Source organism: Herbihabitans rhizosphaerae (assembly GCF_004216555.1).
Taxonomy (GTDB): domain Bacteria; phylum Actinomycetota; class Actinomycetes; order Mycobacteriales; family Pseudonocardiaceae; genus Herbihabitans; species Herbihabitans rhizosphaerae.
Genome location: NZ_SGWQ01000015.1, coordinates 32,829 through 45,879 on the forward strand (window position 1 = coordinate 32,829; position 13,051 = coordinate 45,879).

At 68.8% G+C, this 13,051-nt stretch carries 13 protein-coding genes; 7 read left to right on the forward strand and 6 right to left on the reverse strand.

Annotation, left to right across the window (positions count from 1 at the left end; translation table 11 throughout):
* Window positions 1–40 precede the first annotated feature (40 nt).
* Window positions 41–934 (reverse strand): LysR family transcriptional regulator, encoded by an 894-nt coding sequence (locus tag EV193_RS29915; RefSeq protein ID WP_341273211.1) that lies wholly within the window; start codon window positions 932–934, stop codon window positions 41–43.
* Window positions 935–1,002: 68 nt separating this feature from the next.
* Here EV193_RS29915 and EV193_RS29920 point away from each other — a divergent pair, with 68 nt between their 5' ends.
* Window positions 1,003–2,979, forward strand: a complete 1,977-nt coding sequence (locus EV193_RS29920; RefSeq protein ID WP_130348302.1) for an APC family permease — start codon at window positions 1,003–1,005, stop codon at window positions 2,977–2,979.
* Between the two features lie 117 nt (window positions 2,980–3,096).
* Here the strand turns inward: EV193_RS29920 and phoU are convergent, their stop codons facing one another.
* The 3 genes from phoU to EV193_RS29935 all read right to left on the reverse strand — a co-directional run bounded on the left by phoU (window position 3,097) and on the right by EV193_RS29935 (window position 6,637).
* Entirely contained in the window at window positions 3,097–3,726 is a 630-nt protein-coding gene (gene phoU / locus EV193_RS29925) for a phosphate signaling complex protein PhoU (protein WP_130348303.1), read from the reverse strand.
* 75 nt (window positions 3,727–3,801) lie between these two features.
* Window positions 3,802–4,611: an SDR family NAD(P)-dependent oxidoreductase gene (locus EV193_RS29930; RefSeq protein WP_130348304.1), complete on the reverse strand. Its 810-nt coding sequence runs from the start codon at window positions 4,609–4,611 to the stop codon at window positions 3,802–3,804.
* A 205-nt stretch (window positions 4,612–4,816) separates the two neighbouring features.
* Window positions 4,817–6,637 (reverse strand): APC family permease, encoded by a 1,821-nt coding sequence (locus tag EV193_RS29935; protein ID WP_242613771.1) that lies wholly within the window; start codon window positions 6,635–6,637, stop codon window positions 4,817–4,819.
* Between the two features lie 122 nt (window positions 6,638–6,759).
* Between EV193_RS29935 and EV193_RS29940 the strand changes: the two genes are divergently transcribed.
* The 5 genes from EV193_RS29940 to EV193_RS29960 are packed head-to-tail and all read left to right on the forward strand — an operon-like array spanning window position 6,760 to window position 10,388.
* The gene (locus EV193_RS29940; RefSeq protein WP_130348306.1) at window positions 6,760–7,164 is read left to right on the forward strand and encodes a hypothetical protein; all 405 of its coding nucleotides are present in this window, start codon (window positions 6,760–6,762) and stop codon (window positions 7,162–7,164) included.
* 46 nt (window positions 7,165–7,210) lie between these two features.
* Window positions 7,211–7,708: a toxin-antitoxin system HicB family antitoxin gene (locus tag EV193_RS29945; protein ID WP_130348307.1), complete on the forward strand. Its 498-nt coding sequence runs from the start codon at window positions 7,211–7,213 to the stop codon at window positions 7,706–7,708.
* A 57-nt stretch (window positions 7,709–7,765) separates the two neighbouring features.
* Complete coding sequence (locus tag EV193_RS29950; RefSeq protein ID WP_130348308.1) at window positions 7,766–8,608, forward strand: DUF4097 family beta strand repeat-containing protein; 843 nt, start codon at window positions 7,766–7,768, stop codon at window positions 8,606–8,608.
* 29 nt (window positions 8,609–8,637) lie between these two features.
* Window positions 8,638–9,606 carry an ATP-binding cassette domain-containing protein gene (locus EV193_RS29955; protein ID WP_130348309.1) on the forward strand — a complete coding sequence of 323 codons (969 nt, stop codon included), beginning with the start codon at window positions 8,638–8,640 and terminating at the stop codon, window positions 9,604–9,606.
* Window positions 9,603–10,388, forward strand: a complete 786-nt coding sequence (locus EV193_RS29960; protein ID WP_130348310.1) for an ABC transporter permease — start codon at window positions 9,603–9,605, stop codon at window positions 10,386–10,388. Before EV193_RS29955 ends, EV193_RS29960 begins: the two co-directional genes overlap by 4 nt.
* 66 nt (window positions 10,389–10,454) lie before the next feature.
* On the opposite strand, the gene EV193_RS33865 is transcribed toward EV193_RS29960, so the two are convergent.
* Both EV193_RS33865 and EV193_RS29970 read right to left on the reverse strand, forming a co-directional pair.
* Window positions 10,455–10,673 (reverse strand): hypothetical protein, encoded by a 219-nt coding sequence (locus tag EV193_RS33865; RefSeq protein ID WP_207222862.1) that lies wholly within the window; start codon window positions 10,671–10,673, stop codon window positions 10,455–10,457.
* Between the two features lie 224 nt (window positions 10,674–10,897).
* Complete coding sequence (locus EV193_RS29970) at window positions 10,898–11,533, reverse strand: TetR/AcrR family transcriptional regulator (RefSeq protein ID WP_207222863.1); 636 nt, start codon at window positions 11,531–11,533, stop codon at window positions 10,898–10,900.
* Between the two features lie 158 nt (window positions 11,534–11,691).
* On the opposite strand from EV193_RS29970, the gene EV193_RS29975 reads away from it, so the two are divergent.
* Window positions 11,692–12,957, forward strand: a complete 1,266-nt coding sequence (locus EV193_RS29975) for a lipase family protein (RefSeq protein WP_130348311.1) — start codon at window positions 11,692–11,694, stop codon at window positions 12,955–12,957.
* Window positions 12,958–13,051: the final 94 nt, after the last annotated feature.

Here is a 13,051-nt window from a genome sequence, read left to right on the forward strand (position 1 = left end):
GCCGATCGATAGGTCCAATGTCAAATTCAGCCGATACCCATCAAGCAGGTTGATGAGTGAGACTCTGCGCGGCCGCTTTCAGGGTGTCGATGAGCGCGGTCGTCGCGGGCGGGTCCGGCGGCTCGCCGTACGTGACGGCGTAGATGTGGCGGGTGCTGCCGGGGATCTCGGTGGCGTGAACTCCCCGCGTGCGGTGCGCCGCGAGCGCGAGCCCGGGCAACGTGGCGACGCCCATCCCGGCCGCCACGAGTGACTGGATCACCACCATGTCGTCGGTGGAGTACGCGATCCGCGGGGTGAAGCCGGCACGCTCGCAGACGGTGATCATCGCCGCCCGGCAGCGCTCGCAGCCGCCGACCCAGACGGAGTCGCGATGGTCCTCCAGACGCTGGTCCGGCTCCTGGCTGATCAGGTACAGCGGATCGTCGAGCAGGTAGGTCAGCCGCAGTTCCTCGTCCTCGTCCGGCGTGTCGTCGTGCCGGAAGACCACGGCGACGTCGACGTGTCCGGCGCGCAGCATCCGCAGCCCTTCGACCGGGTGCACGTCGACCAGATTCAGCTCCACGCCCGGGTACGCCTCGGCCATCTCCGCGGCCGCCCTCGGCACGATCGTGCTGAGCACCGTCTGAAAGCCCGCGAGACGAACCCGCCCGGACCGCAGCCCCACCTGGGCGGCCAGCTCGACGGAGGCGGCGTCCACCCGACCGACGATCTCGCTGGCCCGCTGGGCGAGCAACTCACCCTCGGGGGTCAGCCGGATCCCACGACCCACGCGTTGGACGAGCCGGGCGCCGGTCTCGGCCTCCAGCCGCCCGAGGTGGTGGCTGACCGACGGCTGCGAGTAGTGCAGCTCCTTGGCCGCCTTGGTGACCGACCCGTGCCGGGCGACGGCGTCGAGTACTCGCAGGTGCGTCAGGTTCAGCATGATTGACATTCAACGCCATGATGATCGCGGTACGGCATGCTTGGCCCGACCATCGACTTTGATCACGGGGGTTTCGAGTGAGCGCGGACGCGGACTACGTGGTGCCCGCCGAGGTGACCAGCCCGGTGCCGCCGAAGACACCGGGCGGCGGCTTCGGCAAGTGGATGTTGCAGCACCGGGTGTCGACGCCGGGCCCGGAGGCGGACGAGGCGCACAAGCCGCAGGCGTGGTGGAAGGTCATGTGCCTGACCGGCGTCGACTACTTCTCCTCGCTGGCCTACATCCCGGCGATCGCCGCGTTGGCCGCCGGGGCGATCTCGCCGCTGGCGACGCTGTTGATCGTGGCGCTGACGTTGTTCGGCATGTTGCCGGCGTACCGGCGGGTGGCCAAGGAGAGCCCACACGGCCAGGGTTCGGTGGCGATGCTGGAGAAGCTGCTGCCGTTCTGGCGGGGCAAGCTGCTCGTGCTCGCGCTGCTCGGGTTCGTCGCGACGGCGTGGATCGTCACGATCACGATGTCGGCCTCCGACGCCTCGGTGCACCTGGTGGAGAACCCGGCGTTCCCCAGCTTTCTGCACGGCCACGAAGTGTTGATCACCGTGGTCCTGCTGCTCATCCTCGGCGCGGTGTTCCTGCTCGGGTTCAGCGAGGCGGTGGCGGTGGCTATTCCGCTGGTGGCGCTGTTCCTCCTGGTCAACGCGATCGTCGTGGTCGTCGGCATGGTCGACGTGTTCGGCTCGTCGGACGCGCTCGCCCGCTGGACCGACGCGCTCACCGCCGGCGGGCTGGATTTCAGTGGTCTGGTGTGGCCGGCCATCGCGGCGTTCCCGCTGCTCGCCCTCGGCCTGTCCGGCTTCGAGACCGGCGTGAGCATGATGCCGCTGGTCGCCGCGCGCGGCGAGACGGCGAAGGAGCGGCTCGCCTCGCGGATCACGAACTCGAAGAAGTTGCTCACCTCCGCCGCGCTGATCATGTCGTGCTACCTGATCGCGACCAGCTTCATCACCACGATCCTCATCCCTGCCAAGGAGTTCCAGCCAGGGGGCGCGGCGAACGGCCGGGCCATGGCGTATCTGGCGCACCACGAATTGGGCAGCGGATTCGGCACGGTGTACGACATCAGCACGATCCTGATCCTGTGGTTCGCCGGGGCGTCGGCCATGGCCGGGCTGATCAACATCGTGCCGCGGTACCTCCCCGCGTACGGCATGGCGCCGGAGTGGAGCCGCGCGGTGCGGCCGGTGGTGCTGGTGTACACCGGCATCACGCTGGTGATCACCATCGCGTTCGACGCGGACCCGAACAAGCAGGCGGGCGCGTATGCCACCGGGGTCCTCGCGATGATGGTGTCGGCCGCGTTCGCGGTGGCGGTGTCCGCGCTGCGGCAGGGTCAGCGCCGCGCGGCGCTCGGGTTCTCGGTCGTCACACTGGTGCTGGGCTACGCGATCGTCGCGAACATCGTCGAGCACCCGGACGGCATCGCCATCTCGGCCGGGTTCATCGCCGGGATCGTGGTGATCTCACTGATTTCCCGGGTGTCCCGAACCACCGAGCTGCGGGCGGAGAAGATCGAGTTCGACGACACGGCGCGCCGGTTCGTCACCGACTCGATCAGCCACGACAGCCGGCTCACGCTCATCGCCAACAAGCGCCAGGCCGGCGACAAGGCCGAGTACGACGAGAAGGAGAGCGAGCAGCGCGACATGAACCCGGTCCCCGGAGCGGCGGACGTGCTCTTCTTGGAGATCGAGATCAGCGACCCGTCGGAGTTCAGCGGCGCCCTGCGGGTGCGCGGCATCGAGGTCGACGGCCACCGGATCCTGCGCGCGGAGAGCCCGGCGGTGCCCAACGCGCTCGCCGCGATCCTGCTCGCATTGCGGGACAGCACGGGCATGAGGCCGCACTGCCATTTCGAATGGACCGAGGGCAGCCCGCTGTTCCACATGTTCCGGTACCTGGTGCTCGGTCAGGGTGACACGCCGCCGGTGGTCCGCGAGATCATCCGCAAGGTGGAGCCCGATCCCAAGCAGCGCCCCGGAATCCACGTCGGCTGACCGTGCAGGCGGTGTCTGATAACTCGGGCAAGGCCGCCGCTCGTTCGGCTCCGCCGAAACGGGCTTGTGGTCGTTTTGCGTGGGTGGCCGACCTCGGCGTAGTTCTCAGACATGTTCTCAAGCGACCCGTGCCGTGACCCGGCCGGCGACCGTGACGGCGTGGTCGGCGAACCGTTCGTAGTTGCGGCTGATCATGACGGCGTCGACCGCGGTCCGCGTGCCGTGCAGCCACTCGGTGCAACTCACCACCGGGAACAGCGACCGGTGCAGGTCGTCGATGTCGTCGTCGATCACCGTGATCGTCTCGACGAGCCGCTGGTTGTGCGTGCGGATCGCCCGGCCGGCGGTGGTGGCCAGTTCGGTGGCGACGGCACCCATGTGGTCGAACCGGGTGGACAGCGTCGCCGGGATCGCGGCGGCCGGCCGGCGGCGCGTGACGGCGAGCGCGATGTGGTGTGCCAGATCGCCCATCCGCTCGATGTTCTCCGCCGAGTACACGGCGGCCAGCACCCGCCGCAGGTCGGTCGCGACCGGCGACTGCAACGCCAGCAGGGTGAGCGCGTCGTGCTCCATCGTGGTCCTGGCCGCGTCCAGTGTCACGTCGTCGGCGACCACCCGGTCGGCGAGCCGGAAATCGTTGTGCACCAACGCGTTTGTGGCATGCCGGATCGCCGCCGCCGCGAGATCGCACATGTCGGCGAGCTGGAGTTCGAGCACGTCGAGCTGGTGGTGGAAGTTGTCGCGCATCGGATCGGCGCCCCTCTCGAAGGTGAGTGCGGCTCCAGCAGCCGCGGACTGCTGGAGCCGCGTCCCGTGGGGTGATCAGGCCACCGGTGCGGTGATCAGCCGTTCGCTGAGCTTCCACAACCGGTCGCCGGCACGGGAGTCCAGGACGACGGGTGACGGCGTGCCGAGCACCCGCTCGTCGTAGTAGCCGCCGTTGCGCACCGTCGTGTTCGGCGAGGCGAGGTGCGCGATCACGTCAGCGGCCGCACCGACCGGCCGGCCACGGTGGCCGTAGGCGCGCAAGACCGCGGTGTCCACGACCCCCGGGTGCACGCTGATCGCCGTGCGGGCGCCCGCCGTGCCACGCGCGAACGCCGTGGTGAACACGGTCAGCGCGAGCTTGGACTGCGCGTACGCGGCGCCCCGCAAGTACCGCTGCCGCCGGTTGATGTCGGTCCAGTCGATGTCGCCGCCCTTGTGCAGCGACGAGCTCACGTTGATCACGCGGGCGTTCCCGGCGCGGCGCAGCGGCTCGTCCAGCAGCCGGGTCAGCAGGAACGCGGCGAGGTAGTTGACCTGCAGTGTCACCTCGTTGCCGTCCTCGGTGAGGGTGCGCGCGTCCGGCCCGGCGATGCCGGCGTTGTTGACCAGCAGGTCGATCCGCTGGTAGCGCTCGACGATCTCGTCGACCATCGTGACGACCTCGTGCAGCCGGGTGAAGTCGGCCACGGCGAAGTCCAGCAGGGCCGGGTCCACCCCGGCGGCGCCCAGCCTGCGGACCGTCGCGACCCCGTCATCGTGGGTGCGGGTGTGCATGATCACGGTGCGGCCCTCGCCGGCGAGGCGGCGCGCGGTCTCGAACCCGATTCCGCTGGACGCGCCCGTGACGAGCGCGATTGAAGACACAGTTGTTTCCGATCTGCGAATAGAAATGAGAAGCGCGCGTTCGTGCGCGACGAATTCGAGTACAGCCGGTCGAGATCAGACCGGCTGTCGATGCGGCGGCCGGTCGTCGTGGCGCAAAGCCCATGCGCGCACTCGAGCCATCCCGGTTGCCATGCCTCGATGAAACGCGCGCCGACGCTCCCCGGCAAGACTTCGCCGGCCGTTCTTACGCGTTCCTTTCACCCAACGTGATCCGGAATCGCAGCCGGCACACCACGGCGTCGGTGCGCCGGCGCAGCGCCCGGGCCAGCACGGTGCCGCGCTGGTTCTGCAGCACGCGCTGCCACACGTGCGCCGGCTCCACCTCGGCGATCAACACGAACACCTGCTTGCAGTCCACCCCGCGCAGGTACTCCACCAGCGGCTCGCCCAGCCTGTGCCGCTCGTCGTGCACCCGCACCAGCGGCACACCGGGATCCCACTCGTCCCAGGCGGCCACCAACTCGCGCGCCCGCGCCTCGTCGCCCGGATGCGTCACGTGCACGGCCACCACGCGATCGCCCAGCGACAGCGCGGCGGCCAGCGCCTGCCTGGTCAGGTCGGACACCGCGCCGACCGGTACGACCACCAGCGACCGGTTCGGCCGGGGCGGCGGTGGCACCTCGCCGAGCCGCAACCGCCCGCCGATCTCGTCGTAGCCGCGGTTCACCCACTCCATCAACGCCACCAGTACCGGCAGCGCCACGATGATCAACCAGCCGCCCTCGCCGAACTTCGTCGCCGTCACCACGACGGCCGCGATCCCGGTCAGCACGGCGCCGAACCCGTTCAGCGCGGCCCGCCCGCGCCAGCCCGGCCCGCGTTCACGCCGCCAGTGCAGCACCATTCCGGTCTGCGACAGGGTGAACCCGACGAACACGCCGATCGCGAACAGCGGCACCAGCAGGTTCATCTGCCCGTTCGCCACCACCAGCAGAATCGCCGAGGTGATCGCGAGGAAGGCGATCCCGTACCGGTGCACCTGCCGTTCGGCTCGCAGCGCGAACAGGTGCAGCAGATTGTTGTGCCGCGCCAACAGTTGCGCGAGCACCGGCAGCCCGCCGAAGGACGTGTTCGCGGCGAGCGCGAGCAACACGACGGTGGCGAACTGGACGAGGTAGAACCCGAAGCCGTCGCCCAGTGCCGCGCCGGTCACCTGGGACAGCACGGTCACGCCGTCGACCGGGTGGATCGCGAACTTCTCGATCAGCACGGCGATCCCGAGCAGCATCACGGCCAGCAGCGCACCGAGCGCCACCTCCGCGTGCTGGGCGTTGCGCGCTCTCGGACGGCGGAACGACGGCACCGCGTTGGCGATCGCCTCCACCCCGGTCAGCGCCGCGCATCCGTTCGCGAAAGCCTTGAGCAGCAACAGGATTCCGACCGCCTGCAGGTTCCGCGCGTGCTCCGGCGCGGTGAACGTGGTGGCCGGCTCGCCGCGGATCAGACCGGCGATGATCACCACGAGGATCGACCCCACGAAGATCACCGTGGGCACGACGAACGCCCGCGCGCTGTGCGCGATCCCCCGCATGTTCACCGCCGTCACGATCACCAGCACCGCCAGGCACAGCCAGACCGTGGCCGGCCGCAGCTCGGGCACCGCCGAGGTCAGCGCGGCCACGCCGGCGGCCACCGACACCGCGACGTTCAGCACGTAGTCGATCACCAGCGACGCGGCGGCGACCAGGGACGCGCGCCGGCCCAGATAGGTGCGGGAGACCCCGTAGGCGCCGCCGCCCTCCGGGAACGCGGCGATCACCTGCCGGTAGGACAGCGTCAGCACGGTCAGCAGTACGGCGATCGCGAAGGTCACCGGCAGGGTGAACCCCAGACCGGTGCCACCGGCGAGGGCCAGCACCAGGACGATCGCCTCCGGGCCGTAGGACACCGACGCCATCGCGTCCAGCGACAGCGCGGCGAGGCCTCCGACGACCGTCAGGCGGTGTCGTTCCTTGGGCCGTTCCTTGGGTCGGGTGTCAGGGAGCTGTTCGGATAACGCGGTCACGCGCACAGGTTGATCTCGCCACGTTCGATCGTGCGCCATCGTGACGCCACTCTTACGGCGACGACGCCAATCCGCATACCGCGCTGATGGCGCACCGCGCCGGCGTGGAGTGAGCTGAGTGAATGACGCGACGGGTGACCGGTTGGTTCGGCTTCCCGCTCGGGTTCGCGAGCGCGATCGTCGCGACGATCCTGGCCGTGGCCATCGGCGCGACCGGACACCCGATCGCGTCGGTGCTGCTGCACATCGTGGTGATCGCCGTGACCAGCACCGCGCCGGCGGCTCTTGCGACCGCGGTGACCTGCTGGGCGATGCACGCCGGCTTCGTGCTCGGGCGGCACGGCGAACTCGCGACGAGCGGCCAGGCCGGGCACGACGCGTTCGTCCTGCTGCTGAACACGCTCATCGTGGCCACCCTCGTCTCGGTGGCGCGCACGGCGGTGCGGCACCACCCGGAGGTACGCCTCCCCGACCAGCGGAAAGCCGGCGAATCGGTGTCCGCGATTCGCGACGGCGCGCCAGCCTGAGCCAACTTGGCTTGACATGGCGCCACGATGGCGCCATAGTTGTGCCATGGACCTCAGGATGTACGTCGAGAACCTCCGGCACGAGCTCGCGGTGGCCGCCGAGACCGGCGGCGAGGACGCTCGGGCGCTGGCCGAGCGGCTGACCGCGCCGCTCGAGTCGGCGGTCCGACTCACCCTGCTGGACGCGCTTTCCGCCGCCACCGACGAGATCACCCGCGATCTCGCACCCGGTTCGGTGGAGCTGCGACTGCGCGGACGTGACCCCGAGTTCGTGGTGACGCCACCGCCGGCCGAGTTGGCGTTCGATGACGCCAACGTGGCGCCACCGTCGACGCCGGCTCCGGTGGACGACGACAGCGCCACCTCGCGGATCAACTTCCGGCTGCCGGAGAACCTCAAGGCACGGATCGAAGAGGCCGCCGGCCGGGAAGGGCTCTCGGTCAACGCCTGGCTCGTCCGGGTCGCCGCCGCCGCACTGGAGCCGGAGCGGCCCCGCCGAAGCGGCGGCGGAATCGGCCAGCAATACACCGGCTGGGTGCACTGACCGCACCCCGCTTTCTCACACCTCGCGTTTTCACACCACACCCAGGAGGGCACAGCCATGCCTAATTTCGATACCCCCAACCCCATTTCGGCCACCATCGAACTCGTCGTCGGCAACACCCGCATCACCGCGAGCGACCGTGGTGAGACGGTCGTCGAGGTCCGCCCCAGCGACCCGGACAACCAGCTCGACGTGAAGGCCGCCGACAAGACCACGGTCGACCTCACCAACGGCGGACTGCTGGTCAAGACGCCGAAGCTGAACAGCTTCTTCAGCAGCAAGGTCGGCTCGATCGAGGTGACGGTCGAACTGCCGGCGGGCTCCACCGTGACCGGCGAGACCTCGATCGGCGAGTTCCACGCCGACGGCCGGTTCGGCGAGTGCCGGTTCAAGACCGCGATGGGCACCATCAGGCTGGCCGAGACCGGCCCGCTGCACGTGAAGACCACCGGCGGCAAGGTCGTCGTGGATCGCGTGAACGGTCGCGCCGAGATCACCAGCAGCAACGGCGAGGTGCGCGTCGGCCGGATCGACGGTCCCGCGGTGATCAAGAACGCCAACGGTGACATCGACGTCGGCGACGTCACCGGCGACCTGCGGTGCAACACGGCCAACGGCAACATCGCCGTCCAGCAGGCGCTGGCCGGTGTCAACGCGAAGACGGTCAACGGCAGCGTCCGGATCGGCGAGATCGTGCGCGGCGAGGTCGTCGTCGACACCACGGCCGGCGAGCTGGAGATCGGCATCCGCAAGGGCACCGCCGCCTGGCTGGACGTCAAGTCCGTGTCCGGTCGGGTGCACAGCTCGCTGGATTCCGCGAGCGGCCCGGAAAGCTCCGAGGAAACCGTCAAATTGCGCGCCCGCACCATTACCGGCGACATCGTCATCGGCCGGTCCTGACCTTCCTGATCTCCCGAAGGGGTAACAACATGAATAACTCATTGGCGATCGAGGCCACCGGACTCCGCAAATCCTACGGCGACAAACTGGTACTCGACGGAATCGACCTCAGGATTCCAGCGGGAACGATTTTCTCGCTGCTCGGGCCGAACGGCGCCGGCAAGACCACCGCGGTCCAGATTCTGTCCACCTATATCGGCGCCGACGCCGGCGAGGCGCGAATCGCCGGTCACGATCTGGCCACCGAGCCCGATTCGGTACGCGCCGCGATCGGCGTCACCGGTCAGTTCTCGGCGGTGGACGGCTTGCTCACCGGCGAGGAGAACCTGGTGCTGATGGCGAAGCTGTGCCACCTCGGCAAGCGGGCCGGCCGGCGGCGCGCGTCCGACCTGCTCGAGCAGTTCGATCTGGTCGAGGCCGGCAAGAAGATGGTCGCCACCTACTCCGGCGGCATGCGGCGCCGGCTGGACCTGGCGATGACCCTGGTCGGCAGCGCGCGGATCATCTTCCTGGACGAGCCGACCACGGGCCTGGACCCGCGCAGCCGGCACACCATGTGGGAGATCATCCGCGGCCTGGTCGCCGAGGGTGTCACGATCTTCCTCACCACGCAGTACCTGGAAGAGGCCGACGAACTGGCCGACCGGGTCGCCGTCCTCGACCACGGCAAACTGGTCGCCGAGGGCACCCCGGCCGAGCTCAAGCGCCGGATTCCCGGCAGCCACGTCCAGCTGCGGTTCGCCGACTCCGCCCGGCTCGATCTGGCCGCGCGCACCTTCGGCGGTGCCGCACGCGACGACAACGCGCTGACCCTGCAGGTGCCCAGCGACGGCGGGGTCCGGTCGCTGCGCGCACTGCTCGACCGCATCGACGACGACTCGATCGAGGTCGACGAATTGACGGTGCACACGCCCGATCTCGATGACGTCTTCTTCGCACTGACCGGCCACCCCAGCACAGACAGTAACCCCAGCAAAGAGAGGGAAACCGCCCGATGAGTACTCTCGCCTACGCGGTGCGCGACACGAGAACAATGCTGCACCGGGACTTCATGCATTCTCTCCGATTCCCGGTCATGACGCTCAGCGGCGTGATCACCCCGGTCTTCTTCCTGGCGATGTTCGTCTACGTACTCGGCGGGGCGCTGGGTACCGGTATCGGCGCCGGCGACGAGTACATCAACTTCATCGCCCCCGGAATTCTCGTGATGGCCGTCGGCACCGGCAGCGCGACGACCGCGGTGAATGTCAATACCGATATGACCGAGGGAATCATCGCCCGATTCCGCACCATGTCGATCTCCCGCCAGTCGGTATTGACCGGGACGGCCGTCGGAGCGGTGATCCGCACGATGCTCAGCCTGGTCCTGGTGACCGCCGCCGCGATGCTGATGGGCTTCGACACCACCGCGAACGTCGGCGAATGGCTGGCCGCCGCCGGGGTACTCGCACTGTTCGCACTCGCGCTGACCTGGGTGTCGATCGGACTGGGCCTGTGGGCGAAGTCGCCGGGCGGCGCCAACGGCTCCACCATGATCGTGCAGTTCCTGCTGCCGTTCCTGAGCAGCGCGTTCGTCCCCACCGGGTCGATGCCGTCCTGGCTGCGCGCCTTCGCCGAGAACCAGCCGTACACGCACCTCATCAACACCATGCGCGGACTGCTGCAGGGTGAGCCGATCGGTGACAGCGCGGTGCTCGCGGTGATCTGGTGCGTCGCCATCGGCACCATCGGCTACCTGTGGGCCAGGAAGCTCTACAACCGCGATCCCGCGGCGAGCTGAACCAGTCCAGTCGGGCCGGAAACCGTTGGGAGGAACGGTTTCCGGCCCGATTTCCCTGTGCTGGTTTCAGTGCCAGGTCATGTTGATCGCGCGTTCGAAGTTGACGTATCCGACGAACCCGACCGGCTCGCCGTCCGGCAGCGTCGCGGTCCGCCACCAGTCCCGAGGGCTCCGGTAGCCCGCCAGTTCGTCCTCGAAGTGTCTGACCGCCGCCTCCCGAGCGGGCATCCGGGTCAGATCGTCCCGGCTGTGCGCGTCCAGCGTCCCGTCCAGGTCCTCGACCACGCGCCGGCCACCTCGTCCTCCCGCCAGTCGGGCGGGATCATGCGGCCGTACTCGGGCGGACGGGTGCCTGCCGGGACGACCTCGGCCATGGCCGTCCGTAGCAGCCGCTCAGGGCGACCCACATCCACTCCGGCCGGCGAGGTCGTCGGTGAGGACGTAGGGCAGTCGGCAGAAGAGATCGAGCTCTTCGCGCCGGGTGATCGGGCGCATGATCAGGTGATCCATTACTCCTGAGCCGCGTTCAGGCGACGCATGATGAGGAACTCGGCGAATTCGGCGACCAGTTCGAGCCGGCGTTCCTCGGCGACCGGGTCGGGTGAGATCTCCCGGCGGATCGCCTCGCCGTCGAACATGTGCTCCAGACTGGTGACCAGCATGTCGAGATCTTCCTCGCCGAACAGCTCGGCACCCGGCACCAGGCGGGCGGCCTCGACGATCTCGGCGAAGAACTGGCGCCCGGTCTCGCTCAGCCGAGTTCGCAGGTCCGAGTCGGTGCGGGAGGCCACCATGAGCTCGAACCAGACGACGTTCTCCACGTCGCGGTGACGGTTGCGCATCACCCGGAGCGCTTCAATGAGCGTCGGTTCCCGCAGGTCCGCCAACCGCTGCCGGGCCGCGACGATGTGCCGCCGGCCGACCTCGGCGGCCGTGGCGACCATCAGGTCGAGCCGCGAGTCGAAGTGCCGGAACAGCCCTCCCCGGGACACGCCGGAGCGTTCGCAGATCACGCCGAGCGAGGCGTTCGCGTATCCCGCCTCGGCGATGACCGCGATCGTCGCGTCGATCAACCGGTTGATCATCGTCTCGCGGCGCTCCTGCTGGGTGCGCCGTCGCGGCACGGTCGGGGCAGGCTCCACCATGTCGATCAGGCTACGGGATGGTGAGCAATTTAAAGACCGATCAGTCGTTACTCATGACAACTTAGAGACTGATCGGTCTTCATCGGTTGCCTGTTTGCGACCGAGCGGTTTCTATCTGGCACTGGCGTGTCACGTTCCAACTCAACGCGGAGTACCGGATGTCCCTTTCCCGCCGTCATCGCTTGATCGCCGCCGTGACCGCGACGGTGGTCGCCAGCGCGGTCGCGATCTTGACGGTAGGCACCTCGGCCAGCGCCAAGGGCGCCTCGTCGGTCGCCGACACAACGTCGGTCTACACCGCGAAGTCGCCGCTGCCCGAGGGCCAGAACGGCGACGTGGTCAAGTCCCAGCCCTCGACCTACAACGGCGCGAAGGCGACCAGGATCCAGTACCTGTCCCGGGACGCCAAGAACAAGCAGCTCCCGGTCAGCGGCACGGTCCTGGTGCCGAACGCCCCGTGGTCCGGCCCCGGCGAGCGACCGATCGTGGCCTACGCGCCGTTCACCTTCGGCATGGCGCCGCAGTGCGCTCCCTCGAAGACCCTGGCCGGCGAGGGAGCACAGGACATGGTGTCCGGCTTCCAGGGCAGCTTCGTCAACGCGCTGCTGAGCGCCGGGTTCGCGGTGGCGCAGACGGACTACCTCGGGCCGTGGGTCGAGGGCACCGGCGAGCACCCGTACGTGATGCGGCTGCCCGAGGCGCACACCGTGCTCGACGTGATCCGCGCGGCGCAGCGGCTGCCGGGGACCGGCCTGCCCCCCAACGGTCCGGTGGGCATCGCCGGCTACTCCGAGGGCGGCAGCGCCGCGGCGGCCGCGGCCGAGTTGGCCGCCACCTACGCGCCCGAGCTGAAGGTCAAGGGCGTCTACTCCGGCGCGCCGCCGGCCGACAAGGGCGTGCTGGCCAAGACGCTGGACGGCAGCATGTACGCCGCGTTCCTCGGCTACGCGCTGATCGGCATCAACCAGGCCTACCCCGAGGCCAACCTGATGGGCCTGGCCAACCAGGCCGGCGCCGACCTCTTTCTGAAGGCCCGGCAGACCTGCACGCTGCCCGCCGTCTTCCAGTTCATGTTCACGCAGACGAGCACGTTGACCAAGGACGGTCAGCCGGTGTCCGCGTACCTGTCCAAGCCGCCGTTCGACAAGATCGTCGCGGAGAACAGGATCGGCAACATCAAGCCCGCCATGCCGGTCATGGTCCAGCACAGCCCGATGGACGACGTGATCCCGGTCGCCATGGGCAAGCAGATGGCCAAGGACTGGTGCGACAAGGGCGCCAACGTCCAGTGGAAGGACCTGACATCGTTCGCGCCGTTCTTCTCCCACGCCATGGGCATGATGACGGCACCCAATGACGCCAGCGCCTGGCTGCAAAGCGCGTTCAAGGGCCAGCCAGGCAACGGCAACTGCGGCCAGTTCTGATCACCACTGGGCCGCTGGTGACGTGAAGGGGCCTTTCCCGGTGCTAGCGCCAACCGGGGAAGGCCCCTTCACGGCGATCTGACAACTTTAGAGA

What these genes read in the sequence shown, in the direction of transcription:
- EV193_RS29915 (WP_341273211.1), bottom strand. Translation starts at nt 934, where the DNA reads ATGTCAATCATGCTGAACCTGACGCACCTGCGAGTACTCGACGCCGTC.
- phoU (WP_130348303.1), bottom strand. Translation starts at nt 3,726, where the DNA reads ATGCGCGACAACTTCCACCACCAGCTCGACGTGCTCGAACTCCAGCTC.
- EV193_RS29940 (WP_130348306.1), top strand. Translation starts at nt 6,760, where the DNA reads ATGACGCGACGGGTGACCGGTTGGTTCGGCTTCCCGCTCGGGTTCGCG.
- EV193_RS29945 (WP_130348307.1), top strand. Translation starts at nt 7,211, where the DNA reads ATGGACCTCAGGATGTACGTCGAGAACCTCCGGCACGAGCTCGCGGTG.
- EV193_RS29950 (WP_130348308.1), top strand. Translation starts at nt 7,766, where the DNA reads ATGCCTAATTTCGATACCCCCAACCCCATTTCGGCCACCATCGAACTC.
- EV193_RS29955 (WP_130348309.1), top strand. Translation starts at nt 8,638, where the DNA reads ATGAATAACTCATTGGCGATCGAGGCCACCGGACTCCGCAAATCCTAC.
- EV193_RS29960 (WP_130348310.1), top strand. Translation starts at nt 9,603, where the DNA reads ATGAGTACTCTCGCCTACGCGGTGCGCGACACGAGAACAATGCTGCAC.
- EV193_RS29970 (WP_207222863.1), bottom strand. Translation starts at nt 11,533, where the DNA reads ATGGTGGAGCCTGCCCCGACCGTGCCGCGACGGCGCACCCAGCAGGAG.
- EV193_RS29975 (WP_130348311.1), top strand. Translation starts at nt 11,692, where the DNA reads ATGTCCCTTTCCCGCCGTCATCGCTTGATCGCCGCCGTGACCGCGACG.